Raw genomic sequence first — 19224 nt, 5'->3', positions numbered from 1 at the left:
AGAACAGATTGGATATCGTATCTCGTATTAACAGCCGCCTTGCCCACCTTCGTCCGTCCGAACAGAAGGTGGCGCGTTTTATTCTTGATGACCTGACGTTCGCGGCCAGCGCACCTATTAATGAGCTGGCAGACAAAGCCGGTGTCAGCCATGCCAGTATTACGCGCCTGGCCAGAGCACTGGAATGCACTAACGTACGTCAATTGAAGATGTTGCTGGCCCAATCTGCAGCAGTCGGTGAGCGATTTATCAGCAACAAACCGGTTGAACGTCAGGATATACCCGCCATTTACCAGGCTATTCACGAAATCCTAGACCTCAATGCCGGGCTGATTTCTGACAGCGATTTGCAATCTGCCAGTCAGGTGGTTACTCAAGCCGACCATGTGCTGATATTTGGCGTTGGCGGCGGCAGTACCGTGATGGCACAGGAATGTCATAACCGCCTGTTTCGTTTGGAAGTAAAAAGCAACGCCTACTCAGACCCTATGTTGATGCGGATGACCGCCTCTACAGTGAACAAAGATGATGTGTTGATCTGTTTATCACTCTCAGGTGTTAGCCCAGATGTGCAATCTGCCGCGCAGATAGGCCAGGAATATGGCGCACACGTGGTGGCTATCTGTCCGGATGGGCCGCTAGCCCAAATTGCCGACGTGCACTTGCCCATCCAAACCCGTGAGGCCGATTACATCTTTAACCCCAGCGCGTCCCGCTACGTGATGCTGGCTGCCATTGATATGTTAGCCAGTGAAGTGGCAGTGAAAAACCAACGCAAGTCCCGCGAGAAGCTGCGGCGCTTAAAACACCACCTTGATGAGCACCGTAAAGGCTCAGAACGATTACCACTCGGAGACTAATTTGTCGCACGCTACGGATATCTTGATACTTAACGCCTGTCTGTATGACGGCACCCCGACCCCGCCGTTACAACAGGATGTGGCAATCCGTGGCGATAAAATCGAGGCAATAGGCGACTTGAAGGGTTATACAGCCAAACAGGTCGTTGATGCATCAGGTATGGCGCTGGCACCAGGCTTTATTGATGTTCACACCCATGATGACATCGAGCTAATACGCAATCCTTCTATGCTGAGTAAACTCAGTCAGGGTATTACCACCGTTATCGTGGGTAATTGCGGTATCAGCGCTTCGCCAGTGGCGGTCACCGAAACCGTGCCAGACCCGTTAAACCTGCTGGGCAGAGCCGATGAATTTCGTTTTCCAACCTTAAGTGCATATAAAGAAGCATTTGAGCAAGCTCAGCCCGCGCTAAATGTCGCCGTACTGGTAGGCCATACCGCCCTGCGCGCACAGGTCATGGACAGGCTAGACCGCCCTGCCACCAAAACAGAGATCGACACCATGCGCGCTATGCTGGTGGGGGCACTTGAGCAAGGCGCTAAGGGCCTGAGCACAGGTTTGGCTTATCAAAGCGCCTTTCACGCGCCAGTTGAAGAGATTGATGCACTAAGTGCCGTGCTGGCCGAGTACGATGCTCTGTACACCACACATTTACGTACTGAGTTTGATGGCATCATTGACGCCCTGGACGAAGCTTTTGCCACCGGCCAAAAAGCCAAAGTGCCGGTGGTTATCTCCCACCTTAAATGTGCTGGCAAGGCTAATTGGGGGCGCTCAGCTGAAGTGCTGGCACATTTACAGTCAGCACAGCAGCATCAGCATGTTGGCTGCGATTGTTACCCTTATAGCGCCAGTTCCAGCACCCTGGATTTAGGCCAGGTCACCACAGATTTTGAAATTTTTATCACCTGGTCGGATCCTCATCCTGATATGGCCGGGCAGACTCTGCACGCCATTGCCGATAACTGGCAATGCTCAATGCTGGAAGCCGCCGAGAAGCTGCAACCTGCAGGTGCGGTTTACCACGGCATGGATGAACAGGACGTCCAGCGCATTGTCAGTTTCCCCACCAGCATGATCGGATCTGACGGCTTGCCCTGCGATCCCAGTCCACATCCCAGGTTATGGGGCAGCTTCCCCAGAGTGCTTGGCCACTATGCCAGGGACAAAGGCTTAATGCCCATGGAATTGGCCGTGCACAAGATGACCGGCTTATCCGCGCAGGAATTTATGCTGCACGGACGGGGCTTGGTTAAGCCGGGTTTTCAGGCTGATTTAGTGTTATTTGACCCACTAAAAGTCAAAGACAACGCCAGCTTTATCCAGCCCAAACAGGCTGCCGAAGGCATTCTCAAGGTCTGGGTAAATGGACAGCTTAGCTATGAAAACACACAGAATCCTTCACTGACCGGCAATCGGGCCGGACAGTTTCTTCAACACACAGGTAAACAGCAATGACAATCAAACGTTTTGGAATTAATGGCGGTGTAGGTACAGGCGGACAACATCTGCCTTTTTCGCGGGCAGTCGAAGCCGGCGGCTGGCTTTATGTATCAGGCCAAACTCCGATGCGTGATGGTGAAGTAGTGGAAGGCGGCATTATCGAACAGAGCCGTATCGCTATTGAAAACTGCCTGGAAATTATGCAGGAAGCCGGATATGGCTTACAAGATGTCGTGCATGTGAAGGTAATTCTGACAGATGCCCGCTATTTCCAGTCATTTAACAAAGTTTTCAAAGAAGTTTTCGGCGAACATCCACCCGCCCGTATTTGTGCGGTCGCTGATCTGGTGGTGGACTGTAAGGTTGAAGTCGACGTCACTTGTTATAAGGGCGCCTAACTCCCCATCTTCTCCGTTTTTCTGGCGGCTGGCATAGCCGCCTTTTCCCAGAGGTATATCAACAATGCAAACCACCTTTATCCTGGCCTTCGGCCTTTATCTGCTCGGCATGATTGCGCTTGGCTGGTATGTATCCAGAAAGGGCAATAGTGGTGAAGACTTCCTGCTTGGTGGCCGCAGTCTGCCGTTGTTGTTAACCCTGGGAACGACAGTGGCAACCATGGTCGGCACTGGCAGCTCAATGGGCGCGGTAGGCTTTGCTTATCAAAATGGCTGGGCAGGCACCCTCTACGGTATCGGCGGTGCCATTGGTATTTTACTGCTGGCTTGGTGGTTTGCACCGGTCAGAAATCTGCGCTTTATGACGATGAGCGAGGAGCTGGCTTACTATGTGGGCGCTGATCCACTGATTAAAAATCTTATTGCGCTGGTGATCTTTATCGCCAGTATCGGCTGGCTAGGCGCCCATATTATTGGCGGTGGCATGTACTTATCCTGGCTCACCGGTATCGACATTCAATGGGCCAAAGTACTGATCGCCCTGAGTTTTGCTATTTATGTCGTGATCGGAGGCTATACCGCGGTCGTCTGGACTGATTCCATCCAGGCCCTGATTCTGTTTACCGGCTTTATTCTTATGGCCGCGTTTTCACTTCACCATGTTGGTGGATGGGATGCCATGCTGGCCGCGCAGCCAGCCGAAAATGTTTCCTGGTTTGCGGTGGATAAAACCGGCGTGTTACCGGCCATTTCATTGTCACTGGCGATTCTGGTTGGCATCTTAGCCACGCCGTCTTTCAGACAACGAATTTATTCCGGTAATGACGTAGGCTCGATACGCCGATCTTTTGTTTACTCCGGTTTACTGTATCTGATGTTTTCCTGCATCCCGGCCATTATCGGTATGACGGCTTATGCCACAGTCTCCGACCTGGATAATCCGTCCTTCGCCTTTCCTCATATCGCCCTGCATTTAATGCCCATGGGATTAGGGGTGTTGATTATTATTGCCGGTATCTCGGCAACACTGTCTAGTGCCAGTTCTGACGCCATCGCCGCAGTGAGTGTGGTACTGCGTGATTTGTATGTACTGGTCACAGGCAAAATGCCAGAAGCAGCGAAAGTGGTACTGCTATCGCGTATTTCACTGGTTATAACCATCAGCCTGGCATTAGGCTTTGCGCTGACCTCAAATGACATCATTGCTTATATCACCAAAATGATCGCCATTTTAATGTCCGGAATGTGCGTATGTGGCCTGCTTGGGCGTTTCTGGCCCCGTTATAACTGGCAAGGCGCACTGGCGACCTTAGTGGCAGGCATGGGCACAGCGCTGTATGTGAGCCTGACCCCACAAATCAACAGTCTGTTTGGCAACCCCGTATTACCTTCACTGACGGCAGCGCTGTTTGCCGGCGTACTTGTGACCTTGGTGACACCCCGTTGCACCATCAGCCGCGAACAAGCGCTGGCCATGCTGGATGCAGAGCGTCAGAAAATGGAAAGCCGTCCAACCACCCAGAATGTCGCCGGGCAGGAGGCCTAAGCATGCGCATTGTACTGTTTGGCGAATGCATGCTGGAGCATAGCGACTCGGGAGAATTTCGTTTTGGCGGTGATACGCTCAATACAGCGTTGTACCTAAGCAGAATGCTCCCCCCCGGTAAGGTGCAAGTGCGCTACGCTACCGGGTTAGGAACTGATACAGATAGTGATGCACTGATTGAAGCCTGGCAGCATGAAGGCCTGGATACCTCCCTGGTATTAAGGCTTGCTGACAAGCTTCCCGGTCGATATCAGATTCATCTCAATACGGATGGACAACGTCGCTTTGAATACTGGCGGGATGACAGCGCAGCCAAACATTATCTACGCGACGCGGGTAACCCCTTGCTGGACACCCTTAAACATCAAGGCTGCGACTATTTCTACCTAAGTGGTATCAGTCTGGCTATTTTGTCCTCCTCACACCGTCAGATGCTGTTGGATACCATGGCGCGCTTTTGCCAAGAAGGCGGAAAAGTTATTTTCGACAATAACTACCGGCCAATTTTGTGGCAGCAAAATCCCCTGCCTTGGTATCAAAAAGTGATGCAAATGGCGTATCTGGTGTTACTTACTGACGAGGACGAATACGCCTTATACGGCGGCGATGATCCTGATTCCATTCTCACCCGGTGCCAAAACTGGGGCATACCTAACGTCCTGATAAAACGTGGCAGTCAGCCCTGTCTTATACGAACACGCCGCGAGCTTACCCAAGTCTCAGGGCTTAAGGTTGAAAAGGTGGTGGATACCAGTGCCGCCGGTGATTCCTTTGCCGCTGGGTTTCTGGCCAGTTGGCTTTGCGGAGAGCCAACAGATGTGGCAGCCAAAACCGGTCATGCACTGGCCGCACGGGTCATACAGTATCCCGGTGCCATTATTCCCCGCAGCGCTATGCTCGATTTGATGCCGATTAAGGAGTAATTCATGAAAAAAACGCTGTTATTCACCTCATTGATGTGCGCGGGACTCAGCATGTCTGCTCTCGCCGCTGCACCGGCATTAATGCCCTACCCGGCTAAGCTGAGCCAGCAGCAAGGGTATTTCAGCCTGCCGGCGACGTTAGGTTTTTCAGTTTCTCAGATGGGAGATGCCCGCTTAGCCTTGTTAAAACAACAACTGCAGCAAAGTCTGAACACTCAGCTTGTCGATAACAACCAAGCCGCTTCCCTGCAAATCCATGTCAAGCAAAGCGCAAACGCCGACTATCCAGCCTTGGGTGATGATGAGTCATATAGCCTAAAGATAAATTCGCAAGGAATTCGCATTGATGCGGCAACCGAGCTTGGCGCATTGCGCGCAGCGCAAACCCTTCGTCAGTTGGCATTCGAACACCAGGGCAAGCTGCCTTTTGTTAGCATACAGGACAGCCCTCGATTTCCCTGGCGCGGCCTGATGATTGATAGCGCCCGGCATTTTATGCCATTGGATGCGATTTATCGCCAATTGGATGGAATGGCGTCAGCCAAGCTGAATGTGTTCCACTGGCACCTGACCGATGATCAAGGCTGGCGACTCGAGTCAAAGACCTATCCAAAACTGCAAGAGTTAGCATCCGATGGTCTGTATTACACCCAGGACGATATCCGCAAGGTGGTAGACTATGCCCGCCAGTTGGGCATTCGCGTAGTTCCTGAATTTGATGTTCCAGGGCATGCGAGCGCCATAGCAACCGCATACCCTGAACTGATCAGTTTGCCAGGCCCCTACCAATTAGAGCGACACTGGGGGGTATTTGAGCCCTTGCTCGATCCCAGTAATCCCAAGGTGTATACCTTTATCGATGCCATGGTAGGTGAAATTGCGTCACTATTTCCCGATCCTTATCTGCATATTGGCGGCGATGAGATTAACCCCAAACAGTGGCAGCAAAGCGAAAGCGTTGCTGCCTATATGACCGAACATAAGCTGGCTGATCATCATGAGTTACACACGCACTTCAATGCAAAAGTGCAGAAGATTTTGGCCCGTCACGGCAAGAAAATGATGGGCTGGGATGAAATTTTCCATCCAGACTTGCCTAAAGACATCATGATCCAATCCTGGCAAGGACTGGACTCATTAGCACAAACGGCCATGGCTGGTTACCAGGGCTTGTTGTCCACTGGCTTTTATATCGACCAGCCGCAAAAAACAGCCTATCACTACCGAAACGAGCCAATACCAGCCAATGATTTTGTGGCGCCGAAAATCAGTAATGATACCCAGTGGCAGCAATGGCAATTTGAAATGCCCCGCTTAAAAGGCAGTGCAGTCAAAGGCGAATTTGTTATTTTTACTCAGGCAGATGGTAGCCGCCAGGGCTATATACAGGTTAATAAACAACAAACCCGGATGCTGAAAGACATTGAAACCTTGGGAAGTTTGACCCGTTTCTGGTTAGATACCTGGATGGGGCCAATGCAGTTTGAAGTTAGCCTGAATAGCACTAAAAGCCTTGATGGTCGTATTTTGATAGGTAACAGTCCTTATTCTGTCAGGGGTAAGCAGCTAGGTTCAGGCCAAGGTAACAACAACGCCCCACAAGTAGTGAAGCCTACCCACTTCGAACCGCAGTCTGCCGACAACATTCTTGGTGGTGAAGCCACTATTTGGAGTGAGATTATCACCGGCGAGAACCTTGATTTACGTATCTGGCCGCGCCTGTATGCCATTGCCGAACGTTTCTGGTCAGCTAAAACACTCACGGATAAAGATGAGATGTATCGTCGCCTGGCGGTTATGCATGAATATGGTACTAAGGTCGGTCTGGCTTATGCTGATCAGCAGCAGGCCGGTTTTGCGTCATTGGTTAGCAAAGGCGCAGATTTATCCCCTCTGTACACCTTGGCTGAAATTGTCGAACAGGCGCAGTATTACACCCGTCATCATATTAAGTTCCAGGCCGATGCCTATCACCATGGTGAAAGGCTGGACCGTTTTGTGGATTTTCTACCGGCAGAAAGCCTGGCCTTAGTGGCATTGGATCGCACAATCAGTCAGGTTAAACCAACCGATAACACTGCATTGTCGAAGGTAGATGAGACCTTATCTACCTGGCAACAGCAACTTCCGGCTATGCGCGAGCTGGTCAATACCAATAGTGAGTTACTGCCTCTGGCACCAGTTGTCACTGACATTGAACAAACCTTACAACTTAGCCGCCAGTTGGTTGCAAATTGTCGCAACAGCGCAATTAACCAAGCTGAGGGGGAGACACTGCGTAACCAGCTGTGGCAGCTCGCCGAGGTCAGACAGGAAATGGTGATTGGCCTTGCCCATAGCACCGAGCGTTTGCTTGAGCGTTGCAGCAACTGAGCATAAAGGGGGCATATTCCCCCTTATTTATTCGGGCTGCTGCTGGTAATGCAATTCCCGAATCTGATTGAAAGCACCGCTTTCCACACCTTGTCGAATAACTTCCTCGAACTTGTCCTTTAGGTGAAGTAGTCGGGAGTTGGCGCTAATTGTCACATAATAATCGTTGTAATGTGTAGGCTGATACTTGGCTTTCACCACTTCCCCACTCAGGCCCATTTTTTCAAGTAGCGGTAAGGTGCTTTCCTGATAGTGGATAAAAGTATCAATACGGCCTTTCATCAATAACTGGATCTTCTGAGAAAGGGTTGAAACGCCGACTAAAGCAAAGTCCTGCTTGCGCTCAAAGTTATCGAAATACTTGGCATAGATGGTCACACCAATCTTCATATTGCCCAAATCATCAATGGTCGCCAGTTTCTTTTGATTGTTCTTACGCACAAAATAGGTATGACGAAGCTGCTCATAACTAGGGCGTAAATAAATAATTTCATCCTGTTTATCACTATCACGGGTCACCCCGACCATTACATCGATATCACCGTTTTTAAGCGCCATCAATCTGCGCGCAAACGGCATGGGGTTAATTTCCAGCTCCATATCCATTTGCTTGGCGATATAGTCCAGATATTTGGTATGTAAGCCGTCAACAAACTCTGGAGAAACGGAAGAGCGGAGGATTTCTTTAGCACTTACCTGCATGCTGATGCATACGAGCAGTACCGTAAATATCGAGATAAAACGCATAAAATACCTAGCAGTCGCGGACTAATTGTCTTCTGGTCTGAGTTGTGGGCAACGCATCATACCACCCACATTCGCCCTTGTACGTAAAAGTTTAATGACTCCAATACACTAGCGCATCCACGCTTATCAGTTGCGCGACCTTGTCACGACTATGTAACCAAACCCTCACATTTCTCATGCATTATTAATATAAGCAAACATGTCGTCAACGCGCTGAGACGGGTCTTGTCGCCAACCGTTCTTACTGAAAAAATGCTGCGCCCTTATATTATCTGCACTCACATAGGCCAGCCGATTCTGCTGTTGGGTATGCTGAATAAGTAATTCCAGCGCTCTTCCTCCCAGGCCCTGCCCGCGAAACATCGAGTTTACCGCAAAGATATTATGCCTGGTTAAAACAGGGAAACCTTATCAGTTTGTAGCCACAAAGGGTGCCGAGGAAAAAAAGGGGGGCGATATTCGCCCCTGTCATTTTACGCTCTTTGCAATATCAGCCTGGCCCGATACACCAACTGATAGAGGGCCGGTAGCACCAATAAAGTAAGCAGAGTTGAACTGAGAATACCGCCAATCACCACAGTGGCGAGGGGCCGCTGCACTTCTGCCCCGGTGCCCGTGTTCAGGGCCATAGGCACAAACCCCAAGCTCGCCACCAATGCCGTCATCAGTACGGGGCGAAGTCGCTGACTGGCTCCCTGCCAAATGGCGTCCTGCAAGGACTTGCCTTCTTCCCTCAGTTGCCTAATAAAAGACAGCATCACTACACCGTTAAGCACCGCCACGCCGGATAAGGCAATAAACCCCACCGCCGCCGAAATTGACAGCGGCATCCCCCGTAAGCTTAACGCCAGGATGCCTCCAGTCAGGGCCAGCGGTACACCGCTGAAAACAATAAGAGCATCACGCAACGAACCAAAGGCACTGAAAAGTAAGCCTAAGATCAACAACAAGGTCACGGGAACGACCAGGCTTAGACGCTGACTCGCTGATTGCAGCTGTTCAAAGGTGCCACCGTATTCCAACCAGTAACCCGGTGCAAGCCCCAGCTGGTTTTGCATCAGTTCTCGGGTTTGCGCGATAAAGCTGGCCAAATCCCGCCCCTCGACATTGGCGGTGACCACCACATTGCGCTTACCGTTTTGCCGATTCACTTGATTAGGCGCACTGACCAATTCAATATCCGCCACCTCCCCCAGCGGCACATAGGCAAGGTCAGGATTCTGGCTGTTATTCAAGGTCACAGGGAGTTGCGACAAGTACTGCGGGTCCTGCCCCCAGTCATTCTCCATCCTGACCAGCAGTTTAAAGCGACGGTCTCCCTCATAAATAAGGCCGGTTTGTACACCGCCGATAGCAACCGCAACTGCCTGCTGGATGTCAGCCACGGTCAGGCCCAGCAATGCCATATGTTCTCGCTGCGGAACTACCGACAAAGTCGGCAAACCCGCGAGCTGCTCCAGTCTTACGTCTGTTGCCCCCGGCACGGTTTTTAACAGCGCCTCAGCCCGCTCACCGCTGGCTTTAAGTACCTCAAGATCATCGCCATAGATACGCAGCGCCACATCAGCACGCACTCCTGCAATGAGTTCGTTGAAACGCATTTCAATAGGCTGTGTGAACTCGTAATTATTGCCGGGCACGTCTTCTACCCGCTCACGAATCTTCTCGACCAGTTCCGCTTTAGACAAACCGGGGTCAGGCCACTCGGATTTATCCTTGAGCATAATAAAAGTGTCGGCCACATTGGGGGGCATAGGGTCACTGGCAATATCCGGCGTACCTATTTTGGAGAATACCTCGCGCACCTCGGCAAGCTCCCCCACCGCCTGCTCCAGTTGCAACTGCATGGTCACGGACTGGTCCATGCCTGTACCGGGGATCCTAAGTGCATGCATAGCAATATCCCCCTCATCCAGTTGCGGCAAAAACTCCGCTCCCATGCGACTGGCCAGCCAGACGCTGGACACTAACATCAGCAATGCCAGGATAACCAGTTTGAAGGGATGTTTGAGCGACAGCGACAACAAAGGCAGATAGAGCTTGCGAGCACCGCGCATCAGCGGGTTCTCCTTCTCCACAATCTTACCGCGCACAAAGATGGCAATAGCCGCCGGCACAAAGGTCATGGCAAATAAGAGCGCACCCAGTAACGCAGCCACCACAGTAAACGCCATGGGATGGAACATCTTGCCCTCCACCCCACTTAAGGCAAAGATGGGTAGATACACCAGCATAATAATCAGCACACCAAATACTGCCGGGTTGAACACTTCTTTGGTACTGTGAAACACTTCACTCAGCCTTTCTTCGAGGGTCAGCAAGCGGCCAGCCCGGTGCTGGGCCAATCCCAGACGACGCAAGGCGTTTTCCACCACAATCACTGCGCCATCGACAATAATGCCAAAATCGATGGCCCCTAGGCTCATCAGATTGCCGGAAACCCGGTTGGCAGCCATGCCACTGATGGCAAACAGCATACTCAGGGGGATAACCAGGGCGGTAATCAATGCCGCGGTGACATTTCCCAGTAAAAGGAATAACACAACAATCACCAGCACCGCCCCTTCGAACAGATTCTTCTGTACGGTTTGTATGGTTTTCTCCACTAAGCTGGTGCGATCATAAACCGCCTCGACATGCACGCCTTGGGGCAGACTTTGCTGCACCTCCGTCAATTTAGCCGCCACTCTTTTGGCGACTACCCGACTGTTTTCCCCCAATAGCATCATGGCCGTGCCTAACACCGCTTCCTGGCCATTATGACTGGCAGCACCGCTGCGTAACTCCCGGCCAAGCTGCACTGTGGCTATATCACGAATACGTACCGGCGCATCGTCGCGTTTTGCCACCACCAGGGCTTCAATATCAGCGATGCTGCTAAGCTGGCCTGGAGAGCGCACCAGGTACTGCTCACCTAAACGCTCTATATAGCCCGCGCCACTGTTAATATTGTTGCGCTCCAAAGCCGCAATCACGTCGGCCACACCCAGTTTGAACGCCAACAGCTTGCCGGGTATGGGCGCCACTTGAAACTGACGTTCAAAACCGCCAATACTGTTGATCTCGGTGATACCAGGAATATTCAGTAACTGCGGACGAATAACCCAATCCTGCAAGGTGCGCAAATCTTCAGCGTTGTACGGCTGGCCATCTGCTCTTTTCGCGTCAGGGCTGGCGCTGACCACATAAGTGAAAATCTCGCCCAAGCCGCTGGCAATAGGCCCAAGGGCGGCTTCAACACCAGCGGGTAACTCGCCACCGACGGCTTGCAAACGCTCGCCGACTTGCTGTCTGGCCCAGTAGATATCCGTACCTTCGTTGAACACAACTGTTACTTGGGAAAGACCATAGCGCGACAATGAGCGGGTATACTCCAAACTCGGGATGCCCGCCATGGCATTTTCGATCAGATAGGTGATGCGCTGCTCCACTTCCAGCGGGGTATAGCCGTCTACCTTGGTATTGATCTGAACCTGGACATTAGTAATATCCGGCACCGCATCAATAGGCAGGCGCAAGCTGTTGTAGATTCCGACTGCAGCAATTAACAAGGTCAGCGCCATCACTAGCCAACGGCGAGCTATGGCAAATTGAATAATTTGATTAACCATAATTCACCTCAATGTGCATGACTGGCACCGGCTTTAAGCACATCGGCTTTCAGCACAAAACTGTTGGCTGTAACATACTGCATACCCGCCGACAGCCCAGACAGAACCTCAACCCATTGGTTATCGCTCAGCCCCAACTCAACTGGCCTGGCCTCAAAGGTGTTGCCCACCTGCACAAATACCACTGACCGTTCGCCTAACTGCTGGATCGCCTGGCGCTCAATTCTTACTGGTGCTTGACGCAGCTCGGTAATTACATCCGCTTTGACATGCATACCGGGGCGCCAATGGCCGTCAGCGTTATCAATCAGTAAGCGCGCTCGGGCAATATGCCCGGCTGACATTATGGGGGCAATATAAAACACCTCTCCTTCGGCCTGCAGATGCTGATGAAGATCCTTCACCAACGCGCGCTGTCCTATTCTCAAACGTTCGATGTTTTCCGGAAAAGCGGAAAGCTCGACCCACACCTTGGAGAGATCCGCGACTTCCATTAGCACCTGATTGCCAGCCAGTTCGCCGGCGTTAGCAAATTGCTCTGTTACCACCCCATTAGCCGGACTATTCACACTATAGCTTTTCAAGGTTTGGCTATTTCGCACCCGCATCAGAGGCTGACCAAGTTTGACCTGCTCCCCCACCTGCACCAGCAACGCTTCCACCACACCAGGATAGGGTGCCATCAAGGAAAAACGTCGATCTATGGTGGGGGTAATAACCCCAAACAGCTTATCTTTGCTGCTGATATCCCCAGGACCTGCCACTGCAGTACCAATGTTGGCAAGCTTAATTGCCCGGTCTGACAGTTCAGTTCTGCCTTCTGGGCTGTCGTAATGCCATGTATAGACTTTGCCTAGATAACCGGCCTCGATGTCTACTTCAAAAGAATGAGGTTCAGTGACCTCTTGGCGACTAACAAGATACGGCCCTTCGCGCTCAAAGCTAAGAGACTGAATCTCCCCACCTAGCCTATGCAACTGCACCTGCAGAGATAGCCCAAGTGGGCTGATTAGCTGGCCGTTTACATAGGGATACACACGCATCTCTGCTGGTAAACCCGTTTCATAAATCACCACCTCAAGGGCCAACTCGCCCTGCTCCAGCCAGCGCCCACCTTGCGGCCCGGTGTCTGGGTCAGCATGTTTTTCGACACCATGATCCGGCGAAGCAACAACAGAAAGTGTTAAGGCGCAAGCCAGCAACACAGTGACTATCAAACTACGTAAAATATGTTTCATCACTCGATTCCTTAAGCTTCAATCAGGGGCTGGCCGGTTAAACGCTGCATATTCAGTAGGGCGTCAAACACGGCAAAATGCGCCTCTATTAATTGGCGCTGGGCGTTAAACAAGACCTCTTGGGCATCCAGCAATTGCAGTACAGAAATCTGGCCATGCTGGTAACCTGCGCGGGTGCTGACCAGTAACTTTTGGGCCTGCGGCAAGAGCTGACGGTCAAGCTGGCTGACTCGCTCTCTGGCTCGTCGTTCCTGATGCGCCAGTGCCTTGACCTGGCTACGCAGTGCCTGGCGTAGCTGTGCCTGCGCAAAGCTAACGCCGTCCAGTCTCGCGCGGGCTGCATCAATATTGCCCTGATTGGGATTGTTCAGGTTAAGAGGCATGGAGAGACCAAACACCAGAGCACCATCAGACCCGCTGCGACTGTATCTGAGTCCCGCATCAAGAGTGACATCAGCCTTGCCATTGGCTTGCGCTAATCGAAGACTCGTCTGTTCAAGAGCATATTGCTGCTGAAGTAATAAGAGCTCGGGCGCATCATTAACAGCCTGCTCCAATCTCAGTAACGATGGACTGGCTGGAAGTACCCGGATATCGCCCTGCAGCGCGTCAAAGTCGGGAGATTGCAGCCATTGCTGGCTTAGCTGATAGCGAGCATTGTGAAACTCGCTGTCAAAACCTTGCTGCTCCAGTTCAACTTCGGCCAATCGGTATGCCATGCGAGACACATCAGCATCAGACACCGCCCCAGCGGCTGCGCGCACACGGATGATGTTGAGTGACTCTGTGATTTTTTGGATACGCTGACGATTCCACTCTCGTAGCTGCTGCCAGTTAAGAACCTGATAGAAGCGTTTGGTGGTTTCAGCCAACACGCGCAGACGATCCCATTCGTACTGTGCATTTTGTTGTTGCAGTGCGTGATCCTGCTTATTCACGCGCATCTGACGCTTATCGCCCAACTCAATTAATTGGCTAAAGGACAGTGTAAGATCAGCATTATCTATACCCTGGTTCTGCCCGCTGCCGAGCACGTTTTCCAGCTCTATACTCAGATTGGGATTAGGTCGTAACCCGGCTTGCAGGCGCTGTGCTTCCAGTTCCCTCAGTTGATAAGGGTACTGCGATAAGGTTGGGTTAAAGGCTAAGGTTCTCTCTAATGCCTGCGCCAGCGACAAGGGCTGATTGGCCTGCACACCCAAAGCTGACAATCCGCCAAGGCATAGCACAGCAAGCCTTGCCGCAACACTGCGGAAAAACTCAATATTCATAAATTATTCTCTTAAATCAATAGATTAATTGGGTTAAACACCCGCTTATATGTGATTCAGAGATAATAATTGGGAGGAGGAACCGGAGGTTGGTAAAACAAATTCAGATAGTGTTTTGCCGGTTGAGCAGCATTGACACTTAGACAAGGTGGAAACTGGAAGTCGGCACCATAGCCACTATGGCAGGACAAATGCACATGTAATTGATGCTGATGATCCGGACCTGAATCGCCCTGATTATCCAAATGATAGTCAGGTGCTTCCATATGGCTTAAGTGAGAATAGCCGGGATGTTCAGGATCCGGCACATGAAAAGGTGACGCCACACAGCTAAAAAAACTGTGTGTCATAAGCAATAGCAGTGCGTAAATAACCTGCTTGGCTCTCATCCTTGTTCAACTCACCTTAGTGCAGCAACGTGTTTGCGGCTTATTATCGGCGGCTACTTGCCGGGCATCCCGAATAATACGCAAAGCTGAAAAAATTATAATCAGGGCAATTAGCGTACCAATGACCCAATCAGGCCAGGCTGCGCCTAACCAACTTACCAAAGCAGCAGATAGCAATACGCCTGCATTTGCCAGCATATCATTGCGTGAACACACCCAACTGGCACGTATGTTAATGTCACCACTTCGGTACTGATACAGCATGGCAAAACACAGCACATTCACCAGCAGCGCCATTAATGCAACAACATACATAGTTTGCGTGTCGGGGGTTGCACCAAGCCAGATGTTTTTTACCACATCCAACAGCACCAAACCACCCAAAAGCAATTGCAAGCCACCACTTAGTAAGGCCACGTTGGCTTTGGTATTAATAGCCCGCCCAACCGCATACAAGCTGGCGCCGTATACCAGGGCATCAGCCAGCATATCCAACGAGTCTGCCATTAAACCGCTGGAATGGGCCCACCATCCGGCCACAAACTCAACCCCAAACATCAAAGCGTTGAGCACTAAGACCGCCCACAGCAGTTTACGTTGTTGGATGTCCTTAGCCTCAGGTGCGCAGCAGCCGGCCATGTCGGGTCCTTGGTAGTTGATAGGAATGCATGTAACCTAGAATAAAGTTTCCAGCAACTGGAAGGTCAAGGTGAAAATCAATCAATTGGCAAAACAGGCCGACGTACCGGCCAAAACCATCCGCTACTATGAGGAAATTGGTTTACTTAAACCGGCAGAACGGGCCGACAACGGCTATCGTATTTACCGGGAAGCTGATGTGCATACCCTGTTGTTTATTCGGCGCTGCCGTGACTTGCAGATTTCTCTGGAAGATATCAAAACGATGATAGCAGCTCAGGTCGACGACAGCGCCCCCTGTACAAATGTGGATAACATTATCAAACAGCAACTTGAACGTGTCAGGGTAGCGCGCGATGAACTCAATAAACTGGAACAAAGCCTGACGATGTTGGCCAATAGCTGTAAACGTAACAAGGTCAGTGAGTGCGGGATCCTGCATAAATTAACAGGCGAATAGTCGGGCCAAGACTTAGGGTTATGAAGCTATCTTGTACTTTATCAACTTACAACACTCGTCAACCGCAGCACTGTTTGTAATATCTACGATACAAGGCTTAGATTGCCCCACATTTTGAGTTGCCAGGATCCTGGCTCTGGTTGCCTCAGCAATATCCAAGGCCAACACATCTTCCAGACATTTCTTAGGCACATAAAGGGTGGCTTGCATAAAGCCTTTCCAGGCAGACATCCAGACTATTGTGCGGCGTTTGAACTGAACTTTGCATAACCATGCGCTGCCATCTGTGTAGTATCGCCAGTTAACCGATAACCCAAGTGGCTCAAAACGCTTTAGCAGCATCAAATATGCTTGGTAGGAGCTGTCACCGAGAATTCCAGCCAACACCGCTTCGCTTGGGAAGACTTGCCGGTCAGCTAACTCAATCTTGTTGATGGTCTCCATCTAAACTTATGTCTGTCCTTCAATGTACAAGCTTAATGGTGATTAGATGAGTGAAATAAAGGCAGAGCAATATGCTCTGCCTTATGCGCAACTTAGTCTTCGTTGCTGGAGAATACACAGTGTTTAGCAAAATCTGTGGCTTCGTTTGTTGTCCAGTCGCCCTTTGGCTTCTCTTTCATATCTTCACACCAGGCTTTGCTTCCCACTTCGGGGGCACAAGCGGTCAACAAAGCACAGCAAGCCAACAATAATCCTATTTTTTTCATGGTTTTCTCCAACAACTGGGCTGCCCTGCAGGCCCAATAAACACGTCAAATTGGTAAAATAAAAACTTATCAGAAAATTCTCATGGCCGATTATTCGACCACCTCAATGGTAACAGAAATTAAACCCGAGTCTGTATCACCAATTTTGCTAAAGGCGCTGCGAGACAAGTCAATCACCCGTCCCTTTATAAAAGGGCCTATGTCATTAATTTTAACTACCCTTACGTTCTTTTGCGGCCTTGTCCTTCATCATTTTCTTGCTCTCCTTTTCATGTTTTTTGGCCATCTTGGCAGCATCCTTACGCTCTTTATGCATTTTGTCCCTGGACTCGCGAGACTGCTCTTCGTTGGCTTTCCGTTCCTCGCGCATATCTTTATCCTGCGCTTTAGCGTGCTCGGCTTTCATAGCCTCACCTTGCTCACGAGCCTGCTCGGCCTTTTCCTGACCAAACTCACTAGCCTGCTTACCTTGCTCTTGCTTCATTTTGGCCAGCTCGCGTTTTTGTTCCGCCACTTGTTTAGGATCGTCCTTATCCTGAGCTACTGCCTGTACCGAGATAGACAAGGGCAATATTGCCGCTATCAAAACAGAACATATGGATTTTTTCATCAGTGAACTCCTGGTTGACACTGGGGCTAACTCCCCCTGATGCTCGGGTCGCAACGTGCATCCCGAATGAATAAAGTGTGGTGCCAAACAGCCGAACTGACAACCGTCGCCAATTGAAGACGAAAAGTAAAGAACGGGCAGTTTTTCGCAAGTAACAGCACATAAACCCGCCTTTTTCACCTATTGGGTCACCAAACACCCATCAACAGCAGCATAATTAATTCATCTATTCATTGCCTCATTAAAGACTGTCGGGAATTGGCAACAAAAAATATCAGCCTTTGACATTGTCGCATTTATTCAATAATGAGCCTCTAAAAGCCTGCATCATAAGAAAAAACAAGGAGAAACAGATGATCTTCAGATACACCATACTTTATGTAGAGAATGTGGCCGACACCCTGGCCTTTTATCAACAAGCGCTGGGCCTGGAAACTGGCTTTTTACATGAAAGTGGTGATTACGGTGAGCTGGTCACGGGTGAAACCAAATTGGCTTTCTCGTCACATCATTTAATGCAAAGCCTGGGTAAGCATCCGCAACATCCCAATCCAGAGCGGCCGGTATTTGAAATTGCATTCGAAACTCAGGATGTGGCCGGTGCGCTGCAAAAAGCCAAACAGGCGGGCGCCAAAATTGTGCAGGACGTAAGGGAAGAGCCCTGGGGGCAAACCACCGCCTATATCCTGGATATTAATGGCTATCTGGTGGAGATTTGCTCTTCGGTCCAGTTACCCAGCCCCGAGTGAGCTAATAGCGCCAGTCTGTCTGGCGCTTGTTGTAAGCGCCTTGGCGTCATACCAAACCAACGGCTGAAATCCCGGGTCATATGCGCCTGATCGCTATAGCCCGAATCGGCCGAGATGGCGGATAGCGACTGACATCTTGTTAGAGCCAGCGCGGCCCTTCTTGCGCGGCCAAGCTGCCGCCAGTATTCTGGCGCAGGTAACCCCTTTACCGCAAAGCGTCGTTGCAAAGTCCGTTCACTGACACCGGCCTGTGCTGCTACCGCTTTCACGCTTTTACCTTCCAGCGCCAGTGCATCAATAATTTGCAGTATTTCCCAATCGGGCAAGAGCAAAGATGACACCCTGGCGTCTTGTAACACTTCATTTTTATCAAGGCAGCAAGCACGGATCGCCTCTAACTCGGCTAAATCTGGCAACAAACCCGGACGAAATCGAAAGCCACAAAACTGTTGTCCAGGCAACAGCGTAACTTCACGCGGCTGCCAGTCCCAATCGCTGAATAAGACCTGCTCCACCCTACCGTTACGGCTGACAATAATCAGATCCCGGCAGCCATCCGGCATAATCTCTGCCGCTATCGGCATGCTAACCTCGAATGACCAATTGCTGAATAGCATTGTCGTACCTAAACCATCTTATTTGGGTAATGTCGCATAGTATGTAAATAGTGAAAAGTCATGGCGGGAGTAAATGCCATTTACAAGGAAAATCAAAGTCAGCTTGGGTCGCACGGGGAGTGATGAATGTAAAGCACTTTAGTCAGAATGTCGCCAATCTGCTTAAAATGGATGCTTAAGCGAGGATTTGAAATTTAGCTAACTGCTTGATTTTAAATGGTGCCCGGGGCCGGACTTGAACCGGCACGGAGTTACCTCCGAGGGATTTTAAATCCCTTGTGTCTACCAATTTCACCACCCGGGCATCGGGAGGATTTTTTAAACTTGTGAGCCAGTTTTGGCTTCTGGAACTGTCGTTGACAGTTTCCTTGTGGTCGCTAACGGCTTCTGCCTAACGCGACACTTGTGCTTCCTGCACTTCAGTCTATCCATCTCACCACCCGGGCATCGGGTGTCGACCTTTACAGGCCCGATATTCACTCAGCCACATTTCAGAGCAATGTCTGCTGGCAAAACAACGTTAACACGTTGAGGAGATGGAGGCGGAACCCGGAGTCGAACCGAGATACACGGATTTGCAATCCGCTGCATAGCCATTCTGCCATTCCGCCAATTTGGAGCGGGAAACGAGACTCG

At 50.7% G+C, this 19224-nt stretch carries 19 protein-coding genes, 3 tRNA genes and 1 pseudogene (1 of these 23 cut by a window edge); 8 read left to right on the top strand and 15 right to left on the bottom strand.

Annotated features, from left to right (window positions below):
* Window positions 1-8: 8 nt before the first annotated feature.
* From J0A65_RS17115 to J0A65_RS17090, 6 genes are all read left to right on the top strand, one after another.
* Window positions 9-860 carry a MurR/RpiR family transcriptional regulator gene (locus J0A65_RS17115; protein ID WP_206595543.1) on the top strand — a complete coding sequence of 284 codons (852 nt, stop codon included), beginning with the start codon at window positions 9-11 and terminating at the stop codon, window positions 858-860.
* Between the two features lies 1 nt (window position 861).
* On the top strand, window positions 862-2322 hold the full coding sequence (locus J0A65_RS17110) for an N-acyl-D-amino-acid deacylase family protein (RefSeq protein ID WP_232850024.1): 1461 nt from the start codon (window positions 862-864) through the stop codon (window positions 2320-2322).
* Window positions 2319-2705 carry a RidA family protein gene (locus J0A65_RS17105; RefSeq protein WP_206595540.1) on the top strand — a complete coding sequence of 129 codons (387 nt, stop codon included), beginning with the start codon at window positions 2319-2321 and terminating at the stop codon, window positions 2703-2705. The genes J0A65_RS17110 and J0A65_RS17105 overlap by 4 nt, the downstream gene beginning before the upstream one ends.
* Window positions 2706-2769: 64 nt before the next feature.
* Window positions 2770-4251 (top strand): sodium:solute symporter family protein, encoded by a 1482-nt coding sequence (locus J0A65_RS17100; RefSeq protein ID WP_206595538.1) that lies wholly within the window; start codon window positions 2770-2772, stop codon window positions 4249-4251.
* A 2-nt stretch (window positions 4252-4253) separates the two neighbouring features.
* Window positions 4254-5174: a sugar kinase gene (locus J0A65_RS17095; RefSeq protein WP_206595536.1), complete on the top strand. Its 921-nt coding sequence runs from the start codon at window positions 4254-4256 to the stop codon at window positions 5172-5174.
* Window positions 5175-5177: 3 nt separating this feature from the next.
* Complete coding sequence (locus J0A65_RS17090) at window positions 5178-7547, top strand: family 20 glycosylhydrolase (protein ID WP_206595535.1); 2370 nt, start codon at window positions 5178-5180, stop codon at window positions 7545-7547.
* A gap of 27 nt (window positions 7548-7574) precedes the next feature.
* On the opposite strand, the gene J0A65_RS17085 is transcribed toward J0A65_RS17090, so the two are convergent.
* The 7 genes from J0A65_RS17085 to J0A65_RS17055 form a co-directional block, all read right to left on the bottom strand.
* Window positions 7575-8294, bottom strand: coding sequence for a substrate-binding periplasmic protein (locus J0A65_RS17085; RefSeq protein ID WP_206595533.1), 720 nt, complete (start codon window positions 8292-8294; stop codon window positions 7575-7577).
* Window positions 8295-8468: 174 nt separating this feature from the next.
* Complete coding sequence (locus tag J0A65_RS27930; protein WP_416135316.1) at window positions 8469-8675, bottom strand: GNAT family N-acetyltransferase; 207 nt, start codon at window positions 8673-8675, stop codon at window positions 8469-8471.
* 92 nt (window positions 8676-8767) lie between these two features.
* Window positions 8768-11905 carry a CusA/CzcA family heavy metal efflux RND transporter gene (locus tag J0A65_RS17075; RefSeq protein ID WP_206595531.1) on the bottom strand — a complete coding sequence of 1046 codons (3138 nt, stop codon included), beginning with the start codon at window positions 11903-11905 and terminating at the stop codon, window positions 8768-8770.
* Window positions 11906-11913: 8 nt separating this feature from the next.
* Window positions 11914-13143: an efflux RND transporter periplasmic adaptor subunit gene (locus tag J0A65_RS17070; RefSeq protein WP_206595529.1), complete on the bottom strand. Its 1230-nt coding sequence runs from the start codon at window positions 13141-13143 to the stop codon at window positions 11914-11916.
* Between the two features lie 11 nt (window positions 13144-13154).
* Entirely contained in the window at window positions 13155-14414 is a 1260-nt protein-coding gene (locus tag J0A65_RS17065; protein ID WP_206595527.1) for a TolC family protein, read from the bottom strand.
* Window positions 14415-14470: 56 nt separating this feature from the next.
* Window positions 14471-14803 carry a hypothetical protein gene (locus tag J0A65_RS17060; RefSeq protein WP_206595526.1) on the bottom strand — a complete coding sequence of 111 codons (333 nt, stop codon included), beginning with the start codon at window positions 14801-14803 and terminating at the stop codon, window positions 14471-14473.
* A gap of 6 nt (window positions 14804-14809) precedes the next feature.
* The gene (locus tag J0A65_RS17055) at window positions 14810-15442 is read right to left on the bottom strand and encodes a cation efflux transmembrane domain-containing protein (RefSeq protein ID WP_206595525.1); all 633 of its coding nucleotides are present in this window, start codon (window positions 15440-15442) and stop codon (window positions 14810-14812) included.
* Between the two features lie 70 nt (window positions 15443-15512).
* On the opposite strand from J0A65_RS17055, the gene J0A65_RS17050 reads away from it, so the two are divergent.
* A complete protein-coding gene (locus J0A65_RS17050) occupies window positions 15513-15902 on the top strand; it encodes a MerR family transcriptional regulator (protein ID WP_206595524.1) in 390 nt (129 codons plus the stop codon).
* An 18-nt stretch (window positions 15903-15920) separates the two neighbouring features.
* On the opposite strand, the gene J0A65_RS17045 is transcribed toward J0A65_RS17050, so the two are convergent.
* From J0A65_RS17045 to J0A65_RS17030, 4 genes and pseudogenes are all read right to left on the bottom strand, one after another.
* Window positions 15921-16346 (bottom strand): DUF3788 family protein, encoded by a 426-nt coding sequence (locus J0A65_RS17045; protein WP_206595523.1) that lies wholly within the window; start codon window positions 16344-16346, stop codon window positions 15921-15923.
* A gap of 92 nt (window positions 16347-16438) precedes the next feature.
* A complete protein-coding gene (locus tag J0A65_RS17040; RefSeq protein WP_206595522.1) occupies window positions 16439-16612 on the bottom strand; it encodes a DUF3012 domain-containing protein in 174 nt (57 codons plus the stop codon).
* Between the two features lie 90 nt (window positions 16613-16702).
* Window positions 16703-16831: pseudogene (locus tag J0A65_RS17035) on the bottom strand (RlpA-like double-psi beta-barrel domain-containing protein); the annotation flags it as partial.
* The gene (locus J0A65_RS17030) at window positions 16824-17222 is read right to left on the bottom strand and encodes a hypothetical protein (RefSeq protein ID WP_206595521.1); all 399 of its coding nucleotides are present in this window, start codon (window positions 17220-17222) and stop codon (window positions 16824-16826) included. The pseudogene J0A65_RS17035 and the gene J0A65_RS17030, both read right to left, overlap by 8 nt.
* A gap of 353 nt (window positions 17223-17575) precedes the next feature.
* On the opposite strand from J0A65_RS17030, the gene J0A65_RS17025 reads away from it, so the two are divergent.
* Window positions 17576-17971, top strand: coding sequence for a VOC family protein (locus J0A65_RS17025; RefSeq protein WP_206595520.1), 396 nt, complete (start codon window positions 17576-17578; stop codon window positions 17969-17971).
* On the opposite strand, the gene J0A65_RS17020 is transcribed toward J0A65_RS17025, so the two are convergent.
* From J0A65_RS17020 to J0A65_RS17005, 4 genes are all read right to left on the bottom strand, one after another.
* The gene (locus J0A65_RS17020; RefSeq protein WP_206595519.1) at window positions 17923-18588 is read right to left on the bottom strand and encodes a helix-turn-helix domain-containing protein; all 666 of its coding nucleotides are present in this window, start codon (window positions 18586-18588) and stop codon (window positions 17923-17925) included. The genes J0A65_RS17025 and J0A65_RS17020 overlap by 49 nt on opposite strands.
* Window positions 18589-18805: 217 nt before the next feature.
* Window positions 18806-18892: transfer RNA gene (locus J0A65_RS17015), tRNA-Leu, on the bottom strand.
* A 233-nt stretch (window positions 18893-19125) separates the two neighbouring features.
* A tRNA-Cys gene (locus J0A65_RS17010) sits at window positions 19126-19199 on the bottom strand.
* Window positions 19200-19203: 4 nt separating this feature from the next.
* Window positions 19204-19224: transfer RNA gene (locus tag J0A65_RS17005), tRNA-Gly, on the bottom strand (it continues 61 nt past the right edge of the window).

This window comes from Bowmanella yangjiangensis, from assembly GCF_017255015.1.
GTDB classification, from domain to species: Bacteria; Pseudomonadota; Gammaproteobacteria; order Enterobacterales; family Alteromonadaceae; genus Bowmanella; species Bowmanella yangjiangensis.
This window is presented reverse-complemented; position numbering and strand designations above follow the sequence as displayed.